The 20,824-nt window shown below is 41.3% G+C and carries 24 protein-coding genes and 7 tRNA genes; 4 read left to right on the forward strand and 27 right to left on the reverse strand.

What is annotated here, in order from left to right; translation table 11 throughout:
- Window positions 1-6: 6 nt before the first annotated feature.
- From DW005_RS06660 to DW005_RS06690, 7 genes are all read right to left on the reverse strand, one after another.
- Complete coding sequence (locus DW005_RS06660; protein ID WP_117478669.1) at window positions 7-1,158, reverse strand: efflux RND transporter periplasmic adaptor subunit; 1,152 nt, start codon at window positions 1,156-1,158, stop codon at window positions 7-9.
- Window positions 1,145-2,272: an efflux RND transporter periplasmic adaptor subunit gene (locus DW005_RS06665; RefSeq protein WP_118442789.1), complete on the reverse strand. Its 1,128-nt coding sequence runs from the start codon at window positions 2,270-2,272 to the stop codon at window positions 1,145-1,147. Before DW005_RS06665 ends, DW005_RS06660 begins: the two co-directional genes overlap by 14 nt.
- Before the next feature lie 29 nt (window positions 2,273-2,301).
- Window positions 2,302-3,330 (reverse strand): biotin/lipoyl-binding protein, encoded by a 1,029-nt coding sequence (locus DW005_RS06670; RefSeq protein WP_117478671.1) that lies wholly within the window; start codon window positions 3,328-3,330, stop codon window positions 2,302-2,304.
- Between the two features lie 5 nt (window positions 3,331-3,335).
- Window positions 3,336-4,586 (reverse strand): AI-2E family transporter, encoded by a 1,251-nt coding sequence (locus DW005_RS06675; RefSeq protein ID WP_117478672.1) that lies wholly within the window; start codon window positions 4,584-4,586, stop codon window positions 3,336-3,338.
- Window positions 4,587-4,742: 156 nt separating this feature from the next.
- Window positions 4,743-5,096: a SpoVA/SpoVAEb family sporulation membrane protein gene (locus tag DW005_RS06680; protein WP_022376078.1), complete on the reverse strand. Its 354-nt coding sequence runs from the start codon at window positions 5,094-5,096 to the stop codon at window positions 4,743-4,745.
- On the reverse strand, window positions 5,084-6,160 hold the full coding sequence (locus DW005_RS06685; RefSeq protein ID WP_117478673.1) for a stage V sporulation protein AD: 1,077 nt from the start codon (window positions 6,158-6,160) through the stop codon (window positions 5,084-5,086). Before DW005_RS06685 ends, DW005_RS06680 begins: the two co-directional genes overlap by 13 nt.
- Before the next feature lie 70 nt (window positions 6,161-6,230).
- Window positions 6,231-6,443: a helix-turn-helix transcriptional regulator gene (locus DW005_RS06690; protein WP_117478674.1), complete on the reverse strand. Its 213-nt coding sequence runs from the start codon at window positions 6,441-6,443 to the stop codon at window positions 6,231-6,233.
- Between the two features lie 277 nt (window positions 6,444-6,720).
- On the opposite strand from DW005_RS06690, the gene DW005_RS14335 reads away from it, so the two are divergent.
- Complete coding sequence (locus tag DW005_RS14335) at window positions 6,721-6,855, forward strand: hypothetical protein (protein WP_022376081.1); 135 nt, start codon at window positions 6,721-6,723, stop codon at window positions 6,853-6,855.
- Between the two features lie 45 nt (window positions 6,856-6,900).
- On the opposite strand, the gene DW005_RS06695 is transcribed toward DW005_RS14335, so the two are convergent.
- Window positions 6,901-7,224 carry a helix-turn-helix domain-containing protein gene (locus DW005_RS06695; protein WP_022376082.1) on the reverse strand — a complete coding sequence of 108 codons (324 nt, stop codon included), beginning with the start codon at window positions 7,222-7,224 and terminating at the stop codon, window positions 6,901-6,903.
- Between the two features lie 225 nt (window positions 7,225-7,449).
- On the opposite strand from DW005_RS06695, the gene DW005_RS06700 reads away from it, so the two are divergent.
- Window positions 7,450-8,025 (forward strand): accessory gene regulator B family protein, encoded by a 576-nt coding sequence (locus DW005_RS06700; RefSeq protein WP_022376083.1) that lies wholly within the window; start codon window positions 7,450-7,452, stop codon window positions 8,023-8,025.
- A 159-nt stretch (window positions 8,026-8,184) separates the two neighbouring features.
- On the opposite strand, the gene DW005_RS06705 is transcribed toward DW005_RS06700, so the two are convergent.
- The 4 genes from DW005_RS06705 to DW005_RS06720 all read right to left on the reverse strand — a co-directional run bounded on the left by DW005_RS06705 (window position 8,185) and on the right by DW005_RS06720 (window position 11,385).
- Complete coding sequence (locus DW005_RS06705; RefSeq protein WP_117478676.1) at window positions 8,185-9,438, reverse strand: GHKL domain-containing protein; 1,254 nt, start codon at window positions 9,436-9,438, stop codon at window positions 8,185-8,187.
- Window positions 9,435-10,178, reverse strand: coding sequence for a response regulator (locus DW005_RS06710; RefSeq protein WP_117478677.1), 744 nt, complete (start codon window positions 10,176-10,178; stop codon window positions 9,435-9,437). Before DW005_RS06710 ends, DW005_RS06705 begins: the two co-directional genes overlap by 4 nt.
- Window positions 10,179-10,189: 11 nt before the next feature.
- On the reverse strand, window positions 10,190-10,513 hold the full coding sequence (locus DW005_RS06715; protein WP_022376086.1) for a helix-turn-helix transcriptional regulator: 324 nt from the start codon (window positions 10,511-10,513) through the stop codon (window positions 10,190-10,192).
- Window positions 10,514-10,611: 98 nt separating this feature from the next.
- On the reverse strand, window positions 10,612-11,385 hold the full coding sequence (locus tag DW005_RS06720; protein WP_117478678.1) for a ZIP family metal transporter: 774 nt from the start codon (window positions 11,383-11,385) through the stop codon (window positions 10,612-10,614).
- Between the two features lie 212 nt (window positions 11,386-11,597).
- Between DW005_RS06720 and DW005_RS06725 the strand changes: the two genes are divergently transcribed.
- Window positions 11,598-13,772, forward strand: coding sequence for an HAD-IC family P-type ATPase (locus tag DW005_RS06725; RefSeq protein ID WP_117478679.1), 2,175 nt, complete (start codon window positions 11,598-11,600; stop codon window positions 13,770-13,772).
- On the opposite strand, the gene ispF is transcribed toward DW005_RS06725, so the two are convergent.
- The 3 genes from ispF to DW005_RS06740 form a co-directional block, all read right to left on the reverse strand.
- A complete protein-coding gene (gene ispF, locus DW005_RS06730) occupies window positions 13,765-14,250 on the reverse strand; it encodes a 2-C-methyl-D-erythritol 2,4-cyclodiphosphate synthase (protein WP_117478680.1) in 486 nt (161 codons plus the stop codon). The genes DW005_RS06725 and ispF overlap by 8 nt on opposite strands.
- A gap of 78 nt (window positions 14,251-14,328) precedes the next feature.
- Window positions 14,329-14,402 (reverse strand) — tRNA-Met (locus DW005_RS06735).
- 65 nt (window positions 14,403-14,467) lie between these two features.
- Window positions 14,468-14,540, reverse strand: a tRNA-Val gene (locus DW005_RS06740).
- 158 nt (window positions 14,541-14,698) lie between these two features.
- Here DW005_RS06740 and DW005_RS06745 point away from each other — a divergent pair.
- Window positions 14,699-15,175 (forward strand): small multi-drug export protein, encoded by a 477-nt coding sequence (locus tag DW005_RS06745; protein ID WP_022376092.1) that lies wholly within the window; start codon window positions 14,699-14,701, stop codon window positions 15,173-15,175.
- On the opposite strand, the gene DW005_RS06750 is transcribed toward DW005_RS06745, so the two are convergent.
- From DW005_RS06750 to DW005_RS06805, 12 genes are all read right to left on the reverse strand, one after another.
- Window positions 15,172-15,660 (reverse strand): metallophosphoesterase, encoded by a 489-nt coding sequence (locus DW005_RS06750; protein WP_117478681.1) that lies wholly within the window; start codon window positions 15,658-15,660, stop codon window positions 15,172-15,174. The genes DW005_RS06745 and DW005_RS06750 overlap by 4 nt on opposite strands.
- A complete protein-coding gene (locus DW005_RS06755; RefSeq protein ID WP_022376094.1) occupies window positions 15,660-16,262 on the reverse strand; it encodes an XTP/dITP diphosphatase in 603 nt (200 codons plus the stop codon). The genes DW005_RS06750 and DW005_RS06755 overlap by 1 nt, the downstream gene beginning before the upstream one ends.
- Window positions 16,255-17,436, reverse strand: a complete 1,182-nt coding sequence (locus tag DW005_RS06760; RefSeq protein WP_117478682.1) for a class I SAM-dependent RNA methyltransferase — start codon at window positions 17,434-17,436, stop codon at window positions 16,255-16,257. The genes DW005_RS06755 and DW005_RS06760 overlap by 8 nt, the downstream gene beginning before the upstream one ends.
- 7 nt (window positions 17,437-17,443) lie before the next feature.
- On the reverse strand, window positions 17,444-17,734 hold the full coding sequence (locus DW005_RS06765; RefSeq protein ID WP_117478683.1) for a rhodanese-like domain-containing protein: 291 nt from the start codon (window positions 17,732-17,734) through the stop codon (window positions 17,444-17,446).
- A gap of 84 nt (window positions 17,735-17,818) precedes the next feature.
- A complete protein-coding gene (locus DW005_RS06770; protein ID WP_117478684.1) occupies window positions 17,819-18,013 on the reverse strand; it encodes a hypothetical protein in 195 nt (64 codons plus the stop codon).
- Window positions 18,014-18,096: 83 nt separating this feature from the next.
- On the reverse strand, window positions 18,097-18,960 hold the full coding sequence (fba, locus tag DW005_RS06775) for a class II fructose-1,6-bisphosphate aldolase (RefSeq protein WP_117478685.1): 864 nt from the start codon (window positions 18,958-18,960) through the stop codon (window positions 18,097-18,099).
- A gap of 25 nt (window positions 18,961-18,985) precedes the next feature.
- The gene (locus DW005_RS06780) at window positions 18,986-19,669 is read right to left on the reverse strand and encodes a PilZ domain-containing protein (protein WP_117478686.1); all 684 of its coding nucleotides are present in this window, start codon (window positions 19,667-19,669) and stop codon (window positions 18,986-18,988) included.
- Window positions 19,670-20,186: 517 nt separating this feature from the next.
- Window positions 20,187-20,258: transfer RNA gene (locus DW005_RS06785), tRNA-Gln, on the reverse strand.
- Between the two features lie 18 nt (window positions 20,259-20,276).
- Window positions 20,277-20,350, reverse strand: a tRNA-His gene (locus DW005_RS06790).
- 35 nt (window positions 20,351-20,385) lie between these two features.
- Window positions 20,386-20,459, reverse strand: a tRNA-Arg gene (locus DW005_RS06795).
- Window positions 20,460-20,484: 25 nt separating this feature from the next.
- Window positions 20,485-20,555, reverse strand: a tRNA-Gly gene (locus DW005_RS06800).
- A gap of 45 nt (window positions 20,556-20,600) precedes the next feature.
- Window positions 20,601-20,675, reverse strand: a tRNA-Pro gene (locus tag DW005_RS06805).
- Window positions 20,676-20,824 lie beyond the last annotated feature (149 nt).

The raw sequence follows: 20,824 nt of genomic DNA on the forward strand, positions 1-20,824 counted from the left end.
TCCTTTCTACTTTGATACAATCGCCAGCGTCTGGCCTTCTTCCAGACCTTGGTTTACCAAATACGTTTTTTCCTGTTTATAGTTACTAACAATATAGCGTTTATGTAATTTGCCGTTTTCTACAAGATAAACAAAATTCTTGATTTCCTCATTCTCCGTTTCCTCGTATACGGCATCCGCATCGACAAGTAAGGCATCCTCAATTTTCAAACTCACTCCTGTGATGTAAATGTTATATTTTGAAAATTGGTAGGATTCTCTATCTTTCTTAGAAAGACGAATTAACTGAGCACCGCCGCTTTCATTTTGCTGCTCACCGCCATTGTCATTTCCATCCTGCAAATCCTGCTGCAAATTATCGGTCGAAATCACTTTGCCTTTTAAGTGATACTTAATACTATCAAGTGTTGCTCCCAAACCAACATCTACCGTCATGTTATACCGCAGACCGGAAGCATCTTCTGCACTTAACAGAAAATCTTTTTTATCACGAATCAGCATAATATTTTCACCGGACGCCTCATCACCGATAGAATCCGTTATCTCTGCAACTGTTCCGCTGTACGGAGACGTAAGTGTGGCAGATTTCCGTTTTTGTACCAAATCGTTATATTCTTTCTCTTTTTTCTGAATGGATTTTCCCTGCTTCTGCAAATCTTTGTACTCACTTTTTAATTTGTTTAACTGTAGCACTGCCAGTTTTTTTTCAGTTGCATCCGTGAGCGTTTTTATCGTTCTTTCCTGCTGCAGCACTTCGTTTCTCTTGCTCTTTAGGTTCACGTCATACTCAGACCTTGCCTGTTCCGTTTCCAGCTTTTTCTTTTTTAACTTTGTATCTGAAATCTTTACGTGATAAGTGGCAAGTTTTTGTCCCTTCACTACCTTCTGTCCGTTCTTTACCAAAATCTTATCCAGATAGGCATTGGAATCTTTAATCGTTACTGCTTTATCATTCTGATAAACCAAGCTGGCTGTCGCCGAAATTTTCTCTTCGTAGGTACCTTTTTTCACCTTCGTCGTTTTATAATGCTCTTCTTCCTTTTTGTTTGTATCTCCTTGATACAGCATTACTTTGGACTTCTGCTGCTCACCGCTTCCACAGGCGGTAAGCACCATACATAAACCAAGGAGAATTGCCAGTTTTTTAATCCTGCACATAGACAACATCTCCTTCCTTTAATCCTGACATAATCTGTGTATACGCATCGGTCTTTGTTCCCAGTGTCACTTTCACTTTCTTTTTCGCATCTCCATCCATACGGTATACATAATGCTCGCTTTTTGCTTTAAAAACCGCATTGCTCGGTACAACCAAAGCGTCTTCTGTGGCATTGTTGTAAAACTCCAGCGTCACTGAATCTCCAACCGAAACATTCGCATCTTTTTCATAATCAAAATAAGTACTTGTCGGGAGATTACCCATCTCCACATCCATCTGTGAAACGTCCTGTTCCTGTGCCGTTACTTTATATTTTTTTCCATTAATCACGGCCTGGTAGCCGCTTGCACGATCTAACACCGAAGAACCAATGTATTCGGTGCGAATCTGTGTTTTATCCATATCGGCAATTGTAATCACCGAAACACCGCCTGTCACAAAATCTCCGGGCGCCAGATTTTTCGCAATTACTTCTCCATTTACCGGGGAATACAACCGGTTCAATTTGCTTGTTTTTTTCGCATTTGCAATATCACTTTTTAATTCACCGATGTACTGTTTCTGCGTCTGTTTCTGCAATTTCAACCGTAGTCTTTCCGTTTTGATTTCTTCCTGTTTCTGCACAATCTGCTTACCAAGGTTGTTCTTATCTTTCGTATTTTTCGCTTGCTTTTTCTGTTTTTTCACCGCTTTTAATTCGATGTTTAACTGCTCGATTTTACTCTGAGAGGAAGCATTTGTCTCCGCATTTTCTGCAATCTGAGATTCTAACTCCTTCTGCAAATCTTTCACCGTCGATTCCGAACCGGTAAGTGTAGCCAAAAGCTGACCTTTCTTTACCTTATCGCCAATTTCTACTTTCACGGCACCAGCCTGTCCCGAATTTGCAAAATAAGCGCCAACCATATCCGGCACTACCTCGCCGGAATAGGAATTCACACTACTTAAATTCATTTTCTTTACTTTTGCCGTATCCACATCAACGCCAACCGGGTCTTTGAGTTTTGGCACGTTCGCTGTCGATTCCTGTCTGCCACAGGCAGAAAGTCCCATCAGCGATAAAATCAAAAGTCCCATCACCAATACACGATACTTTTGCACTTTACAATTCATGGTTTCCTCCCTTTTTGCAAAATACTCCATTAGTTTGTCAATATCTGCTCGTTTTCTTTTAATCCACCGGTAATTTCGATTTCATTCTGAATCTGTTCTCCGGTTGTAACTTCTCTCGTTTCCTTTACTCCCTCTTTTCCCTCTATGTAAACAACTTTTTTGCTTCCCATATCAAAAACAAGTGCTGACGGAACATAAAGAACATTTTTCTTTTCTTTCAAAACCAAATCTACTGTTCCTGTTACTGCATTTTTCAAAGCCAATTCCTGCTTCGGGACAAAATAAATCTGTTTCCCTTTTCCTTTTTTCACCGTGGTCTTGTACTGCTGTCCCATAACCGTGACGGTTGCCTCACTTCCCTGCGAAAAATGGGACGTATATTCGGTTTTACAGGAAAACCGGTTCTTCTTCGCCGCCCTTATCGTGACAAGTAGATTTTCCTGATTTGCATAACCGCCCTCAAGCGATTTTTCTACAAATGTCACCGTTCCGCTAATCGGCGCCTTCAAAGATGCTTCCCGTATCGTTTCTTCCAAACTTTGAATATCTAATTTTGCTAATTCTAAACTTGACCGGCAGCTCTTAATCTGCGCATCATACTGCGTCTTTACGTTTTCTTTTTCTTCTTTACTGCCACCTGTATGATTTAACTGCTCTAGTTCTCTCTGCCGCATCTGTTTTGCCTGACTAATCTGAAGGGTAAGCGTACTGACCTGACGTTTACTGGTCTTTAGCGACTCTTCTTCATCTTCCAGATATTCCTGTAAAAGGACATCACCTTTTTTTACGTGCTGCCCTTTGGAAACACACAATTTCTTAATGCGGATACCATCATCCGTACCATACACATCGGATTTTTTCGTACCTTCATACCGAACGGCAATCGATTCGCTTTGAATCATATCCCCCCTCGTAACAGTATATTTTCCTACATTTTCATCGCTGTACTCTTTTACTAACGGTGCTGCGTCAAACTCTTCTTCTGTTGGCAGAATACCACATCCACACATCATACAAGCTGCTATCCCTATACATAACAAACGGCTGCCCCTTCTCATATCCTTCATCCTTTCTTATTTTCGTCCCCCGGCTCCCAGGCATCATCCCATGCCTTGCAGTAACATTCTGTCTCCGTCGGCAACTGCTTTTTCGCAAGCCGTCCGGCACAGAACCGTTTCACCATGCGGTAAATAACGGCAAACACCGGGACTGCACAAATCATACCTAAAACTCCAAACAAGGAGCCAAAGAATAAAATGGAAAATAAAATCCAAAAACTCTTTAAGCCAATGGAATCGCCAAGAATTTTCGGTCCTAATACATTTCCATCAAACTGCATTAAAATGATAATTAAAATCAAGAACAAAACACCTTTGCTCGGACTTGCAATAAAAACCAGCACCGCACTCGGAATAATACCGATGTACTGGCCAAAAAACGGAATGATGTTTGTCACACCAATTAACACGCTTATCAAAATGGTGTACGGAATTCCCGCAATGTTCATAATGATAAATGTCAATACACCAACAATCAGGGAATCAATAATTTTTCCGCTGATAAATTTTGCAAAAACACCATGCGTTTCGCTTAACACAGACAACACGCTTCCCGCTCTTTTTGCCGGCAGAACCGCAAAAATCAGTTTTTTCGCCTGAGCACAGAAGTTTTCTTTTCCTGCCATTAGATAAATGGAAACGATAAGCCCGATAAAAAAGTCAACCAAAACACTGGTTGCATCCATAACACCGTCGGTAATTGCCCCCAAAAACTTATCACTATTTGGAAGCAAATCATTTTGCAGCCAATCTAACAATTTATCAAATATATCTTTAGAGGCTTTCGTAAAATAATCCGCAAATTCCGGATTCGATTTAAAAATATGTGTCCCCCAGTTCTTCACATTGTTATAATACTCCGGCATACTCTTTGCAAGCCCTGTGATACTGTCAATAATCTCCGGTATTACTAACATCATAATTCCAAATACAACAAATATCGCCAGAAGAAGTACAAAAAACACGGAACATCCCCTCGCAACATTTGATGCTTTTTTCTTTTTCCCCTTAAAAATTTTACTCCACAACGGAATAAATATATAACGGTCCGATTTATTCACAAGCGGACTGAGAAGATACGCAATCACAACGCCTATGTACACCGGCATCAATGCCGAATTAAGTGCGCCAAATATTTTCCCAAGCCCCGTCAAATTACTCGTTATTGCATAAACTACCAACGCTGCCACAATAACAAAAAATCCCGTGAGTCCGGCGTACCAATACTTTTCCAATTCCTTCCCCGGTCGTTTCAAACAAGCTCACCACTTTCTATAAACTCTTATTCACTATATGCCAAACCGACAAGGGGTATCAGCCAAACGACACCCCTTTGCCCCTTTGGAAAACATTGTATCACAACCGCTTTTTCAAGTAAATGTACAAAACGATAAAAACGTGGATATTTTACATCATTTCATTTTTGATTTAAAAACAAGGCTTGCCAGATATCCCATAATTAATGCACCGGAAATACCGACCGCCGCACTTTCTAATCCCCCATAAAAAGTACCGATAAATCCCTGCTTGTCAACTGCCTCCTTAACGCCCTTAAACAATAGATGCCCAAATCCAATCAGCGGCACGGATGCGCCGGATTTTGCCCAGTCGGCAAATGGCTCATATAGTCCAAAGAAACTTAAAATAGCACCTGCACAGACAAGTCCTACCATAATTCGTCCCGGGAGCAGTTTCGTATTATCCATAATAACCTGCACAATCGCACAAATTGCACCGCCAATCAAAAACGCTGTTACATAGTCCATTCTCCCACCCCCTTTCCGGAGCCGGAAATTTCCTCCAGCATAACTGCATGGGCAATGCCCGGTATCGAATTTCCCTCGTTAAAACTTACTGTAGATAACAGCGCACCGGTCGGAACAAACAGCACCCTTTTCCACTCTTTCTTTTTCATTTTCTGAAGAATATATCCACAAAGTGTTATCGCACTGCATCCGCACCCACTGCCGCCGGCATTGGTTCCCTGCTCTTTATTGTAATAAATTTCGGTACCGCAGTCGAAGTGCTGTTTTTCAATGTCGTAGCCATAGCCCCGCAGCATATCAATCAAAATTCTCTGTCCAATGGTTCCCAAATCGCCGGTCACAATGCAGTCATAATAATCCGGTCCGATTCCCATATCTTTAAAGTTATGAAGAATGGCATCGCAGGCAGCCGGGGCCATACAGGCTCCCATATTCATGCTGTCTTTGATTCCATAATCGGTTATCGTTCCTGTTGTAATCCCCGTCACTTCCACATAACCGGTCTCTTTGCGTTTCCATTTTGCCCGTGAAGATGCTAAAACCACTGCACCACTGCCCGTCACCGTCCACGTTGCAGAATACGGACGCTGGCTGCCATAGGCAAGCGGATAACGGAACTGTTTCTCCGCACTGGCAAAATGACTTGAAGTTAATGCGACCACATAATCGGCAAACTCTCCATCAACGAGCATCGCTCCAATCGCCAGAGACTCTCCCATCGTTGAACATGCACCATATACACCAAACATCGGGATATTGAAATTCATGATACCAAAAGAAGTGGCAATTAACTGTCCAAGCAAATCTCCTGCCACTAAATAACGGATTTCCTGCGGCTCTAGCCCCGCTTTTCTCAGTGCAATCCGGGTCGCCAGCTGCTGCATTTTGCTCTCCGCTTCCTCCCACGTTTTTCCGCCAAACAAAGGGTCTTCCTCAACCATGTCAAAGCACTTGCCAAAAGCACCGTTTCCTTCTTTTTCCCCGGCAACACTGCCCGCACCAATGATAATCGGCGGTCTGGAAAATAAAACGCTCCTTTTGCCTACCATTTTTTTCTCATTCATAACCATGTATCCTTTCCGCTTAACTTAGGATTTAGTATGGTTTATGGATTTGTTCTTTATACATTTGAGATTAAAATTCTGCGTGACCTTCTAAAAGATAATCATAAGAAGTTTCGAGTACACGAGTCAATTGCATTAACGTATCAACAGAAAAACCAAAGCCCTGCTTTTCAATTTGAAAAATATATTTAGGCGAAATCCCTGACATATCCGCCAAATCACCTCTGCTAAGCCCCTTTTTCTTTCTCACCTCTTGGATTCTCAATCCAATTTCCTGATTCATTCTTTTTTCCTCCTTCTTTTCTTCACCAAAGCAAAGACATGCTATTTTATCATTCCCCAAAAAAGCCTATATTCTTTTTTCATAACGCATCCCTTTTATGGCATGAAAGCATTATTATTTTCCAATTTCATAAAAATCTATGCGTTTATTCTAAAAAATCTTGCACTTATGCATATTTGTCCATTTTAAAAAACTATCACCTTATACTGCTTTTGAAGTGGAACGGTGGGGAAGGCGCAGCGCTAAAGGAATCTATGCAGAAAGGAGATACTCATTCATGAAAAAGTTTAACAAATCTTTTTTGTACAAAATCAGCTCTTTATGTATCGCTCTTGGCGGTCTTATCTATGCACAGGGAATGTGCATGATGTTTTTTGGAGAGCCTGACTTCAAAGAAGTAAAAGAAGATTAAGAAAAAAGGCTGCAAGTCACTTTCGATTTGCAGCCTTTTTACAATTTACAAATCCCCCCTCTTCATGATTTCATATAACGAAGATAACATAAGATACACTTTTCCCAATTGATTTGGTTCAAATTTTTCTATCAACTCTATAATTTCATTTTCATAAGGAAACTCCGTATGCCCTCTAAGCAGATAATCACAGGATGAATCCAGTGCTTTGGTCAGTTTTAACAATATGTCTACCGAGAAGCCTGTGTGCTGCCGTTCAATCTGGAAAATATATTTTTCCGATACTCCCGACATCATGGACAAGGTATCTCTTGTATATCCTTTGTCCAGTCTCACGTGTCGTATTCTCTCTCCAACCTCTTTGTCCATTGCAAATTCCTCCCTTTTCTTTATTTAGAGATGAAATATTTTATCATTTATAAAGAAATGAGTGTTTTTATTTTCATAACGTATTTATTTTCTTGCACAAAAGCAATTTTCTTATCCTTTTTCTACTATATGACGCTTTTATTCCGTGCAGTATTTACACTTACGCATATTTTTCCTCTTCCAATTTTTTCTTTTCTATACTGGCTTGCAAAAGGAGGGAACAGCATGAGCGTCTATGATAAATCGCTGGAACAAATTCAAAGTTCCTATCAGTTTACAGACTTGGAAATGGCAAAAATGGACTACACATTAAAAGTGTTCGCCTATGAGTTATCAAAGCTCGTTTTCTTTTTCGTATTTTTCGCTGTCATCGGAAAATTTTCAGAATTTGCAGTTTGCTTGGTTGCTTTATTGCCGTTTCGCTGGATTTCCGGCGGTATTCATCTGAAACATTATTGGAGTTGTTTTATTTTCAGTTTTTGCTTTTTTGCTGTTATTTTGTTCATGGGTGAAATGTTTACACTTCCCCTATATGCACAAATCAGTTTGTTTGTTTTAAGCAATTTACTTCTCTTTTTTATCGGACCTGTTCCCTCTGCCAAAAGAAAGGTAATGACAAAAAAACAGTATACAAATAAGCGTTTTTTGTCTTCTTTAATTCTTTTGGTTTACACCATTCTTTATTTTGCCTTGCAAAATGTGCCCCATCGCTCTGTCGTTTTTTGGAGCATCATTTTACAAATTATACAATTAATTTGTGCCAAGTTGACACGGAAAGGAGAGATATATGAAAAAGATTAACAAATCATTCTTGTACAAGTTTAGTTCCTTGTGCATCGCTCTGGGCGGTATAATTTTTTACCATGGTCCATGCTTAATGTTCTTTGGTGAACCTGAATTTAAAGAAAAATAAAAAACAAGCTACAAATCATCTATTTTCGATTTGTAGCTTATTTTTTTCTAAATCACAATCCACAGTTCGAAACAATCAAACCCATCCCTTTGTCCATTCTGAACAATTAAATCACCCTTATTTTTATGAACCAGCATTTTGACATCATAGAGTCCGATTCCACGCCCTTCACCTTTTGTACTATATCCATACTCAAATAATTGCTCTAGTTCATCTTGGCTTTTCTTATAATAAGCATTAGCAATATAGATTGATACCTTTCCCGTATTTCCTTTTTGTTCTTGTATTTCAATCCACATCTTCTTTTGTCCAACAAATTCTTCCTCCGCTTCAATTGCATTATCAAGCAAAGTGCCTAAAATCTGTACCCAAATAACATCAGAAACACCTCTATGCAGCATACTACAAGAAAAAATCGTATGAACTTCAATTCCTTCTTCAATCGCTTCATTAATTTTCTCATATATTAACGCTACCACCGCTGGCTCTTCCAAAACAATTGCATCCGTTGGCAGTTCGTAATCCCATATTCTTCCTAGAAATTCCTTCTGCTTCGCAACTAATTCGTCGTAATTGTCATATAAGCGATACATCCCAAACGCTGTATCAAACTGATTCTTAACTTTATGCTGTCTCCTCCGAATTTGCGAAATAATCTCGGTAAAGCTTTCCAAATACTTTTTACGCAATTGATTTTCAATTTTATTTTTCTGTATTTTTGATATCAAAAACCACATAACCAAAATACAAACTGTAATGTAAAAATATTCCGCTACGACCAATTCTTTAAATGCTCGAAGCACAACAACTGGGGCAAAAATCATTAAACTCAAAAACGCAACAAAGAAATATGAGACATCCCAGCGCTCAAAAAGCCCCATAAGCCTATAAATTTTTAGTTTTGACAAGAGTGCGCTTACAACCACTAACAGCGTAGATGATATTGCCTCTAACCAGCCATCTGCCAAATCAAGAGGCACAAAATAATAAACTCCCTGAGACAGTAACAATTCAACAACACCAAGTATTATTAAGCCCATTACACACATAGCCAGTGTCTTTACAATTCCATCATGATAACACCAATAAATGTATGCATATAATAAAACATATCCAATCACAGAACATATCTGAGGCAGCCCAAAATACATAAAAGCTGCATAATATAACATATTTCCTAAGAAGTATACCCCTGCCTTTTTAGGTTCTATGTGATACTGTTCATCTCCCAGAGCTTTCACCACCAAAACAATCCCGACCCATTCCATCAATGTTATATAGATCCAAAGCCAGCTCATCATCTCATCCTTTGCAATTCTTCAATTTCATCTAAAAATTGTTTCTTCATTCTTGTTCCAATTTCTATGAGTTCGTCCCGTCCGCGCAGTTTCACATAGCGGTTCACGGGATCCACATACTCCAAATAGGCGTAGTTCACCGCAATTCCTTTGGTTGGAATCAAAAATTTCTGTGTTCTAATTTGTTTTAAAAAGTGATTTAGGGATAGATTTGGAATTTCTAACTCATCATCCGTCTTAATAATATATAACTTCTTATGTCTGCTGGAAAGCATAACAATATCCTTTTCATGCACAGCGTAAGAAACTTTATCTTTTCTAACAAAACAGACGGCATCCTCCAAAACTGTACTGTGCATTTTACGGAATGCCTGCATGACGACCTTACGGACACGACTTTCTTGAATTGGTTTTTCTATATAATCATAGCAATGTATCTTTCGTAAAAGTTCTGCCTCAAGTCCAATCAGACTTGTTACAAAAATAATATCCACACCAAAATATTCTTCCTGTTTCCTTACATACTCTGCAAACTTTATCCCTGAAAAATCATTTGCAACTTGTGGTTTTAATATAATATCTACAAAGAACAAATCAATATGATTTTCCATCATACATGCAAGAGCAGGTCCCACCTCAGAAAATGCATACGCTGTAATTGCATCATCACATGATTCCACAATACGCTTCAATGCAGTCCTTGTGGTTTCCATATCCTCCAAAATAAGTACCTTTTTTCGCATCACATATTCTCCTACAACATTTCTTCAACATAAGAAATAAGGCGGGCAAGAATAAGTTTTTTCTCCACACGACTTGCCGTAAGCCAAAGCTGCCGCAAATGATTGTCAAAATCAGGCTTATTACCTGTTAAAAGATAAGTGATATCAATCTCATATTTATCATACAACATCTGTGCTTTATCAGAAGTTAATAAAGAGCAGCCCGTCTCAATTTTACGATATGTATTCACATCCCAGTGCATTTCTTCTGCAAATTCTTTTTGAGTCATATGCATCGATAAACGGAATCCTTTCAACCTTTCACCAACAGCTTTCTTAGAAAAGCTCTCCTTCAAAAGAAAACACCACCTTTAACCTTCTTTTTCCTATATTTTATCAATGTGTTTTCTCTTTGTAACTGCACTTTATATTCCGCTTTATCGTATTTATTTTACTATCCGAGAGCCACATCAAGAACCATCATCAGTGTAAAACCAACCGCCACACCGATGGTTGCTATATTGGTATGCTCCCCCATTTGTGATTCCGGAATCAATTCTTCCACCACAACGTAAATCATAGCACCTGCCGCAAACGACAAAAAATAAGGGAGAAATGGAACAATGATACCGGTTAGCAAAATTGTAAGCATCGCTCCCACCGGTTCAACAAGCCCGGACAACACGCCATACAAAAAAGCCCTCTTTTTCGACACACCAAGACTGCAAAGAGGCATAGAAATAATTGCTCCTTCCGGAAAGTTTTGAATCGCGATTCCAAGCGCCAGGGCAAAAGCACCCGAAAGTGTAATCCCTGTATTGTCAATCAGCACTCCCGCAAATGTAACACCGACTGCCATCCCTTCCGGAATATTATGCAGTGTCACCGCCAGCACAAGCATGGCTGCCTTCCCAAGTTTCGTTTTCGGTCCCTCCGGCTTATCACTATCCAAATGAAGATGTGGAATCACACTGTCTAACAATAACAAGAATATCATGCCAAGCAAAAAACCGACACACGCAGGAATCCACGCAATGCCGCCCGCCTGCTCCGTCATCTCAATTGAAGGTATAAGAAGCGACCACACTGAAGCTGCAATCATAACACCGGCGGCAAACCCCAAAAGCATTTTCTCCAGCTTTTGATTCATACTTCCCTTCATGAAAAATACCATGCCTGCTCCCAATGTTGTTCCCAGAAAAGGAATCATTAATCCAGAAAAAATCATCAATTACCTCCTTGTTTTCCGACAACAAACCATCCTTTGGTTATCTTATTGATATGCCAAAAAAGCTCGTCTTGTTATCCATGTTTGTTCGTTATCGCCCACAGTATATCACAACGAGGGGGGGCTGTAAAATGCTTCCTTGGAAATATTTCTTTATTATTGACCCCATCCCCATTCTCCGATATACTTAAATCAGCATAGGAGGGATTCACATGAAGACTACATCAAGAACCATTTCACAAATTGTCCGGGCGCATACGCTTACCTATTTCAACTTGCTGAATGTAATTTTAGCAGGTTTTATCATTCTCTCCGGACAATATAAAAATATGCTTTTTATGGGAATTGTCATTTCCAATTCTTTGATTGGAATTATTCAGGAATGTAAGGTAAAATCCCTCATTGATAAGCTTTCCGTAATCACGGCAACAAAAGCAAGAAAACTTGCAGCCGATGGCACAATCACAGAAATTCCGATTGAATCCCTGGCAGTTTCCGACACCATACACATTATGACAGGCGACCAGATTGTCGCAGATGGTGAAGTTCTTACCTCGGATGGATTAGAAGTCAATGAATCGCACCTGACCGGCGAGTCCATTCCGGTATTTAAAAAGCCGGGTGACTTTCTCTATTCCGGCAGTTTCATTGTAGCGGGTTCCGGCACGGCAAAAGTTTTGAAATCCGTTGAAGACAGTTATGCAGCCAAATTAACGAAAAAGGCACAGACAAAACGTCGGGCAACGTCTGAAATGCAGGATGCCATTAAGCGAATTATACGCTATGTTAGTTTTGCCATTGTACCAATTGGTGCTGCCCTTTTCTGTATTCAGTATTTCCGTGCGGACGACACCTTATCAAATGCTCTGGTAAGTACGGTTGCCGGTGTTCTTGGCATGATTCCGGAAGGACTGGTGCTCTTAACCAGTGTTTCCTTTATTCTAGGCGTAGGACGCCTTGCGAGAAAAAAAGCACTGGTGCAGGAAATGGAAGCAATTGAGGCGTTAGCCCGCGTAAATGTATTATGTTTAGATAAAACCGGAACGATTACCACCGGCGAACTGACCGTTGATGAAGTAATTCCTTTCGGTGTGGACAAAGAAATGATTCACGATATCATGGGGACACTTGTCTATGCATTTACTGAAACAAATGCCACAAGCACGGCACTACAGGCTTTTTTCAAAGAAACTGATACATATTCGGTAACTGACAGTGTTCCATTTAGTTCCCGACGCAAATTTATGGGAATCCAAACGAAAGACAAATGTTTTCTTCTTGGTGCTCCGGATTATCTCACAAAAGATGACGAAATATTAAAAAAAGCAGCCACTTACTCCAATGAAGGACTTCGTGTACTGCTGCTTGGTTCGTGCCAAAAATTATACAAGGATGCAAAAGAAATCGAGGAATTCACCCCACTTTCTCTTATTGTACTCTCTGACTGCGTAAAAGAGGATGCGCTCGATACATTCGCCTTTTTTGCAAAACAAGGTGTAGCAGTCAAAGTCATTTCCGGCGACGATCCGGTTACTGTTTCATACATTGCAAGACTTGCCGGAATACCGGGGGCAGATGCATATATCGATGCCGGAACACTTCCGGATGATATCGATGAGCTTTGTAAAATAGCACCAAAATACAGCGTATTTGGGCGCGTTACACCGGAAAAGAAGCAGGCACTCGTTCACGCCTTCCAAAACACCGGACATGTTGTCGGTATGGTGGGCGACGGCATTAACGATGTTCTCGCACTCAAAGATGCTGACTGTGGAATTGCCATGGCAAACGGAGCGGACGCTGCAAAACAATGTGCACACATTGTACTGATGGATTCCAATTTCGCCTCTATGGAAAATATCGTAAAAGAAGGACGAACTACCATTGCCAACATTGAGCGTGTCAGTGCGCTCTACCTGACAAAGACAATTTACTCCGTCCTTCTGTGTACCATATTTATTATTATTGGAAAATCCTATCCGTTCATTCCGATTCAGCTCAGCTTAATTGGTGCTACGGCAATCGGAATTCCAAGTTTCTTTCTTGCCCTCGAAAAACACGAAGAGCCGACAACAACCGGATTCTTACGCCATGTCCTGCGTATTTCGCTTCCTGCCGCACTCATTCTGTGTGTCGGAATTTGCGCCATCCAGTTTTTGTCCCTTCGTTTTGGTTTTACAACAGCATTTCATCAGACGCTGAATCTGTTAGCCGGTGGCGTTGTCTCCCTCGGTGTCGTAGCACGCGTCTGCCATCCATGGACAAAGCGCAGAACGCTTTTATTCACCCTAATGACAATTATTTTCGTTTGCGCCATCCTTGTCGCACCACACTTTTTCGGAGTCTTGTCCCTGCGGGAATTTATTCATGTAATATCATTCATATAAGAACAGGTTCTTCCTCTAACAAACAGATCGCCTGTGCCGATATGCCCTGACCGCTTCCGGTGAAACCAAGCCCTTCTTCCGTTGTTGCCTTAATGTTAATCCGGGAAACATCTACACACAAAGCTTTCGCTACATTTTCACGCATTGATTCAATATACGGACGCATCTTCGGTTTCTGTGCAATAATGGTTGCATCCACATTTCCAACAACATATCCCGCCTCTTTCACTTTGCCACGGACACACTCTAACAGCCACAGACTGTCTGCACCACGATATTTCTCATCATTGTCCGGAAAATGTTTGCCAATGTCACCAAGAGCAGCCGCACCGAGCAGAGCATCCATAATCGCATGCAGTAAAACATCCGCATCCGAATGACCTAAAAGTCCCAGTTCATAATCGATCGTCACACCACCAAGAATCAATTCTCTATTTTCCACCAAGCGGTGCACATCATATCCCATTCCAATTCTCATCGTGTCTTACCTCACTTTCTTCTCATGCTATGTCAAGATATACAAAAGACCTCCGAAGTTACCTTCGGAGGTCTGTAGTAGCGGGAAAGGGATTCGAACCCCCGACACCACGGGTATGAACCGTGTGCTCTCGCCAACTGAGCTATCCCGCCATCTAAACTGCCAAGACGAAACTGTCTTGACATATATAAAAACTTTTCACAATTGAAAAGTTCAATGGGACCTACAGGGCTCGAACCTGTGACCCTCTGCTTGTAAGGCAGATGCTCTCCCAGCTGAGCTAAGATCCCATGCGTCACTCACAGCGACTTCTTCATTATACCAAAAACATCCATTTTGTCAACACTTTTTTCAAAAAAATTATACTTTTTCTTGACGCTCCCTACATATATCATGTACAATATGGATTGGACTTATCCAACAATTGTTTATTATTAGGAGAAATATTATGTTTGTAAAATATCTGATTTTGTTTTTCATTTCCATGGTGCCTATTGTTGAACTGCGTGGTGCCATCCCTTATTCCGTTGTTTTCGGACTGCCGCTTATACCATCTTACATCATCTGTGTAATTGGTAATATGCTGCCGGTTCCTTTTATCTACCTTTTCGCAAGAAAAATTTTGATTTGGGGTTCCGATAAAAAGGGCATTGGCAAGTTCTTCCGATTCTGCTTGGAAAAAGGCGAAAAGGGCGGACAGAAATTAAAAGAAAAAGCAGGACGAGGTACATTCGTCGCACTGCTTCTCTTTGTTGGTATTCCGCTTCCGGGCACCGGTGCATGGACCGGCACACTCGCTGCCAGTCTTCTCGATATGGATTTTAAATCCTCGATTTTAGCATGCATGGGTGGCGTACTGCTTGCCGGAATTATTATGGCTGTTGCCAGCACCGGCGTATTCAACGCAATTTTAGCACTTTTTTAGTAGGGCATTTCACACATACGAAAATCTATTTTCCCATCTTCACGAATTTCCATCACCGTGTAGGTGGGAATTTTATTATCCTGTCTCGGTTTTGAAATACTCCCCGGATTCAAAAGAATCAAATCATCGGTTTTCTCTAAATATGGCACATGCGTATGTCCAAACATAACAACATCGGCATGATTTTGCAGCCCAAAGTAGCGCAGAGCGTCCGGCGCCCCGCCATACGAAAGATATCGGTGTCCATGACACATCGCAATGCGCTTGCCGCCAAATTCAATCACCATACTCTCTTTGAGCGAAGATGAAAAGTCACAGTTTCCTCTCACCATATAAACCGGATACGGCGTCAGCGAACGGATATAAGCCTCATCATTTCCTACATCCCCAAGATGAAAAATCGCCTGAAAATCCGGATACCTGTCCATCGCTTTTACAAGATTTTCGGTTCTTCCATGTGAATCACTAAAAATCAGTGCCTTCATTATGCCTCGCCTCTCTTTTTCAAAATCTCAACCATTTTACGGATTGCAATGCCGCGGTGGCTGATTGCATTTTTCTCTTCCGGCTCCATTTCTCCGGTCGTCATGCCTCGCTCCGGCAGATAAAAAATCGGGTCGTAGCCAAATCCATTCTCTCCTTTTGGCTCTTTAGCAAGTTTTCCTTCAATAATTCCCGTTGCCGTATCAACTGTTCCGTCCGGGTAGGCACAGGCAATCACGCAGACAAACCTGGCGTCTCTCTTTTCATCCGGCACACCCTCACAGCGTTTGAGAATCTCCGCATTTTTAATTGAATACGGGGTATCTTCCCCCAAATATCTCGCCGAATAAATTCCCGGCTCTTTGTTCAGATAATCCACCTCAAAACCGGAATCGTCCGCAAGAACCATCTCACCGGTCTCTTCCATAACTGCTTTCGCTTTAATCACAGCATTTTCTTCAAATGTCTTTCCGTCCTCTACAATATCAATATCCACACCAATATCTTTCATAGATAAAATCTCATAGTCATCGCCTAGCATCTGGCGGAATTCGTTGACTTTTCCCTGATTTCCGGTTGCAAAAACCAATCGTTTTTTACTCATTTTCTTTTTTATCCTTTCTTCTCGCCGGCGGTTTTTCGCCCATGTACTGATACAAATACGTTTTCATCATGCCATTGTAAATTTTACGGTTTTTCGTTGCTTTTTTTCGGTTTCCGCCCGCTGCCACAGCCTTTTGCGCATCCTCATATCCACTTAGCAAAAAGAACGACCACGTATCATTTTCCGACATCACACGTCCAACCGTTTTGTACAAATCAAACATTTCTTCTTTGGTCGAGAGACGCTCGCCATACGGCGGATTGCTGATTACAAAACCATACTTTTTCGGTGTATTAAAATCAGCCACATCACGCTGCTGGAAATGAATGTACTCATCCACACCGGCAAGTTTTGCATTTGCCCTCGCCATTTTCAGCACCTCATCGTCTATGTCATATCCCTGAATATGAATCTCTGCATCATTTCGGATAGCGTCTTCCGCTTCATCAATCGCATCGTACCACGCCTTTTTCGGCACGAGATTTTTCCAGCTCTCCGCAGTAAATTCACGGTTCATCCCCGGCGCCATATTCAAAGCAATCATCGCTGCTTCAATTGGTATCGTTCCACTTCCGCAGAATGGATCAATCAGCATACGATCGGCATGCCACGGCGAAAGCAGAATCATCGCTGCCGCCAATGTCTCCGTAACCGGTGCCGGTGCCGTAAATTTGCGGTAACCGCGTTTGTGAAGTGACTCTCCGGTCGTATCCAGCCCAATCGTCACAATATCTTTCACAATACTAATCCGAAGTGGGTAAGACGCCCCGGTCTCTTCAAACCAATCCGTGTGGTAGGTCTGTTTGAGTTTTTCAACCATTGCCTTTTTCACAATTTTCTGAATGTCCGACGGACTGAACAGTTTACTGCTCACAGAGTTTGCCTTCGTCACCCAGAACTTTCCGTCTTCCGGTATGTAATCCGCCCACGGAATCGCTTTTACCGCCTCAAACAAGTCATCAAAACTCGTCGCACGGAAACTGTCAATTTTCAGCAAAATTCGTTCCGTTGTCCGCAGAAAAATATTGGCACGGGCGATTGCCGCCGCATCTCCGAAAAATGTCACTTTGCCATTATCCACCTGCGAAATTTCATAACCAAGATTTTGTATTTCACGTTTCAGCACCGCCTCCATTCCAAAATGACACGGTGCAATCAATTCATACTGTTTCATAGTAACCTCATTTTTTTATTTCTTCGTATCCTCCGGCGATACTGGACGCCCATTTTCCTTTTTTCGCCAGTTCTCTCGCCGCCTGCAGACTATGATTTCCATGGTCGCAGTAAAAAATAATTCTGTCGTAGTTCATCATTTCTTCCTGATACTGTGAAAGTTCCTCATACGGGATATTCCACGCACCGGAAATATGTGACGTTGCAAATGCTTCCCTGCTTCGCAAATCCACGAGAAGTGTTTTACTGTGGTAAATATATTTTGACGCTTCTGAAAAAGACACTAGATTAGGTTTCATATCATACCCTTTTCTTTTTAATCTATTCCAGCCTCTGCGTCATTATGACCAAAGAGCCGGTCTTAATCGACCGGCTCCGGAAAATTAATAACAATCTTTGGAATTGTTTGCAGCAGAATCTTTTGCACGGTTCTTGCTGCTATTTTTGCTCGCATTCTTACTTGCATTTTTACCAGCGTTTTTACTTGCATTTTTGCTGGAATTTCTGCTTGTATTCTTGCTATCATTTTTGCTGTTATTCTGAGCATCGTTATACTCATCTAAAAAATTCTTAGCCATGATTTCCTCCTTCGCTGCATTCTTGTGAATACGTTACGAAATTAGTATGTCACATGACTGATTTTTTATGCAAAAATTTAATGTCAGGCTTTTCCAACTGAACCAAATAATTCCATTTTTTCTTTTACTGTTGCTTTGATTGCTTCTGTACCCGGAGCAAGCAGTTTACGTGGGTCAAAACCTTTACCTTCCAAATCTTTGCCTGCTTCAATGTAAGCACGTGTTGCTTCCTGGAACGCAAGCTGGCACTCTGTGTTTACGTTAATCTTAGATACACCAAGAGAGATTGCTTTCTTAATCATATCTTCCGGAATTCCGGTACCACCATGAAGTACAAGCGGCATCGTTCCTGTTTTCTCCTGAACAGCAGCCAACGTATCAAAGCTGAGTCCTGCCCAGTTTTCCGGATATTTACCATGAATATTACCGATTCCTGCTGCTAACATGGTAACACCAAGGTCAGCAACCATCTTACACTCGTTCGGATCTGCACACTCACCGGCACCAATGACACCGTCTTCTTCACCGCCGATTGAACCAACTTCTGCTTCAATAGACAATCCTTTTTCTTTACAGATAGCTACCAGTTCTTTTGTTTTCTCAACATTTTCCTCAATCGGATAATGAGAGCCATCGAACATGATGGAGGAAAATCCTGCCTCGATACAAGCTTTTGCGCCTTCATAACTGCCGTGGTCAAGGTGAAGAGCAACCGGAACTGTGATGTTCAATTCCTCAAGCATTCCATTTACCATACCAACAACGGTTTTATAACCGCACATGTACTTTCCGGCACCTTCAGACACACCAAGAATAACCGGTGAATTTAATTCCTGAGCTGTAAGAAGGATTGCCTTCGTCCACTCAAGGTTGTTGATATTAAACTGGCCAACCGCATATTTTCCTGCTTTTGCTTTGGTTAACATTTCCTCTGCTGAAACTAACATAATAAATTCCTCCGTTTTCATTTATTTAGACAGATGGGAAGTTTTTCGCTGTTTTATTTTTTAAACGTTCATTTTTCTTCGCCAGCTGTTCCATTTGCTTTTGATTAATATAATGCCCAATCATCTCATTTTTCTTCATTAGAGCACATCCGTACAAAAAACGTCCATCGTCAAGCGGCATCGTCCTTACGATTTTTCCAAACAAGGCAATTTCCGTAACTTTTTTTTCGTACTGCGCCATGTATGTCATATAGACGAATGCACCATCTGCGTCCTTTAATTCTTCCTTGTAAATAAAGGCAAATCCGGTGTTGCTTAAATCTTTGAGATGAACGATTTTTTCACGCCCGCTATGCCCAATTCTTGCGTGAATTTCTTCTCCGATATACAATCTGTATGCGCCGCGCCGATTGTACTCACGACCTTCGTTCGCCGCTTCCGATGCATAGTAAATTTTGTGTTTGTGGCGAATACAATCCATCTTCGCCTCTTTCCACAAAATCGGTTTGTCATCTTCACGCATATACATAATGTCTACATCAACCTGGTCGCTCTGAACATTCAAAATTTTCTGGTCTTTGCGAATCGGCTCAAACAAAACATCATGCTTGTGCTTTCCCTGCACGATTGTCTCAAACTCAAAATGTTTGCCATCAATCGTAAGCAGTAGTAAAACCTTAGCCCCCTGCTCTAATTCTGATAGTAACAATTTAGACTTTCTCCTTTCCTTTGTAACCCCATATAATATAGGATAACACAATTGGATTGGTTTTTCAATAAGCGGTGACGACAGATGGGTAATTAATTGCTGCTATTTTTTTAGATTCCGTGTTTTGTTAAGAAAAGTTTGCATCACGTGGGTACAAATCTTTTCTTAAACAAATCACTGGAATTCTTAAAAGATTAGCAACAACTATTTACACATACCTGCCCTGCACACACATCTTCAATGAAACTAACTCTACATTTTTCCCGTAATGATTACTAATCTTTTTGTTATCAAACTTAGGAACAATAGGAAGCTTCCCGCATGGGTTTTAAGCACGTCGGTATGAGGGTTGTCAGGTGTTTTTCTGACAATCCCATACCGCTACGTGCTTAACGAGCGAAAGCGCCCATGCGGGAACTTCCTGTTGTTCCTTAATTTGAAAAGAAAAAGAATATATAACACCAAAAAAAGGACCCACTTCCAAGCGTTTCACTTAGAAGTCAAGTCCTATTAATAACTGGGCTAGCTGGATTTGAACCAGCGAATGTAGGAGTCAAAGTCCTATGCCTTACCCCTTGGCGATAGCCCAACATCCCATAAAGGGAAGGGTGGGTAATGGGATTCGAACCCACGGCCTTCAGAGCCACAATCTGACGCGCTAACCAACTGCGCTATACCCACCATAAAGGATAAGCCGCATACGGCATTTCCTACAGCGTGTCAGGAGGGATTCGAACCCCCGACCCACGGCTTAGAAGGCCGTTGCTCTATCCAACTGAGCTACTGACACGTAGCAATGCTGTTTGCACCACAAAAGCGGGTGATGGGAATCGAACCCACGTATCTAGCTTGGAAGGCTAGTGTTCTACCATTGAACTACACCCGCATAGGGTTTTTTATACAATTAAGCGACTGTATAAAACAGTCGCAGTCGGGGTGACAGGATTCGAACCTGCGGCCTCTTGATCCCAAATCAAGCGCTCTAGCCAAGCTGAGCCACACCCCGGATTGAACACATATTTTTGTGTCTTTCCAACGTCTCTGAGCCGTGACGCAAGACCTATTATATTATAGAACCACCTGCTTGTCAACTAATTTCTCAAAAAAATTAAGACTTTTTTCTTTGGTCGCTCTGTCGTGCCAATCTTTCGTTCT

This window comes from Clostridium sp. AF36-4 (genome assembly GCF_003435975.1).
Lineage (GTDB): Bacteria > Bacillota > Clostridia > Lachnospirales > Lachnospiraceae > Eubacterium_F.

Excerpts from the sequence above, each read along its gene's own strand:
- DW005_RS06765 (WP_117478683.1), bottom strand. The coding sequence starts at position 17,734 with ATGAAACCTAATCTAGTGTCTTTTTCAGAAGCGTCAAAATATATTTAC.
- DW005_RS06680 (WP_022376078.1), bottom strand. The coding sequence starts at position 5,096 with ATGGACTATGTAACAGCGTTTTTGATTGGCGGTGCAATTTGTGCGATT.
- DW005_RS06670 (WP_117478671.1), bottom strand. The coding sequence starts at position 3,330 with ATGAGAAGGGGCAGCCGTTTGTTATGTATAGGGATAGCAGCTTGTATG.
- DW005_RS06695 (WP_022376082.1), bottom strand. The coding sequence starts at position 7,224 with ATGGACAAAGAGGTTGGAGAGAGAATACGACACGTGAGACTGGACAAA.
- DW005_RS06755 (WP_022376094.1), bottom strand. The coding sequence starts at position 16,262 with ATGAGTAAAAAACGATTGGTTTTTGCAACCGGAAATCAGGGAAAAGTC.
- fba (WP_117478685.1), bottom strand. The coding sequence starts at position 18,960 with ATGTTAGTTTCAGCAGAGGAAATGTTAACCAAAGCAAAAGCAGGAAAA.
- DW005_RS06770 (WP_117478684.1), bottom strand. The coding sequence starts at position 18,013 with ATGGCTAAGAATTTTTTAGATGAGTATAACGATGCTCAGAATAACAGC.
- DW005_RS06725 (WP_117478679.1), top strand. The coding sequence starts at position 11,598 with ATGAAGACTACATCAAGAACCATTTCACAAATTGTCCGGGCGCATACG.
- DW005_RS06745 (WP_022376092.1), top strand. The coding sequence starts at position 14,699 with ATGTTTGTAAAATATCTGATTTTGTTTTTCATTTCCATGGTGCCTATT.
- DW005_RS06700 (WP_022376083.1), top strand. The coding sequence starts at position 7,450 with ATGAGCGTCTATGATAAATCGCTGGAACAAATTCAAAGTTCCTATCAG.
- DW005_RS06720 (WP_117478678.1), bottom strand. The coding sequence starts at position 11,385 with ATGATTTTTTCTGGATTAATGATTCCTTTTCTGGGAACAACATTGGGA.
- DW005_RS06705 (WP_117478676.1), bottom strand. The coding sequence starts at position 9,438 with ATGATGAGCTGGCTTTGGATCTATATAACATTGATGGAATGGGTCGGG.
- DW005_RS06660 (WP_117478669.1), bottom strand. The coding sequence starts at position 1,158 with ATGTGCAGGATTAAAAAACTGGCAATTCTCCTTGGTTTATGTATGGTG.
- DW005_RS06760 (WP_117478682.1), bottom strand. The coding sequence starts at position 17,436 with ATGAAACAGTATGAATTGATTGCACCGTGTCATTTTGGAATGGAGGCG.
- DW005_RS06710 (WP_117478677.1), bottom strand. The coding sequence starts at position 10,178 with ATGCGAAAAAAGGTACTTATTTTGGAGGATATGGAAACCACAAGGACT.
- ispF (WP_117478680.1), bottom strand. The coding sequence starts at position 14,250 with ATGAGAATTGGAATGGGATATGATGTGCACCGCTTGGTGGAAAATAGA.
- DW005_RS06665 (WP_118442789.1), bottom strand. The coding sequence starts at position 2,272 with ATGAATTGTAAAGTGCAAAAGTATCGTGTATTGGTGATGGGACTTTTG.
- DW005_RS06685 (WP_117478673.1), bottom strand. The coding sequence starts at position 6,160 with ATGAATGAGAAAAAAATGGTAGGCAAAAGGAGCGTTTTATTTTCCAGA.
- DW005_RS06690 (WP_117478674.1), bottom strand. The coding sequence starts at position 6,443 with ATGAATCAGGAAATTGGATTGAGAATCCAAGAGGTGAGAAAGAAAAAG.
- DW005_RS06750 (WP_117478681.1), bottom strand. The coding sequence starts at position 15,660 with ATGAAGGCACTGATTTTTAGTGATTCACATGGAAGAACCGAAAATCTT.
- DW005_RS14335 (WP_022376081.1), top strand. The coding sequence starts at position 6,721 with ATGAAAAAGTTTAACAAATCTTTTTTGTACAAAATCAGCTCTTTATGT.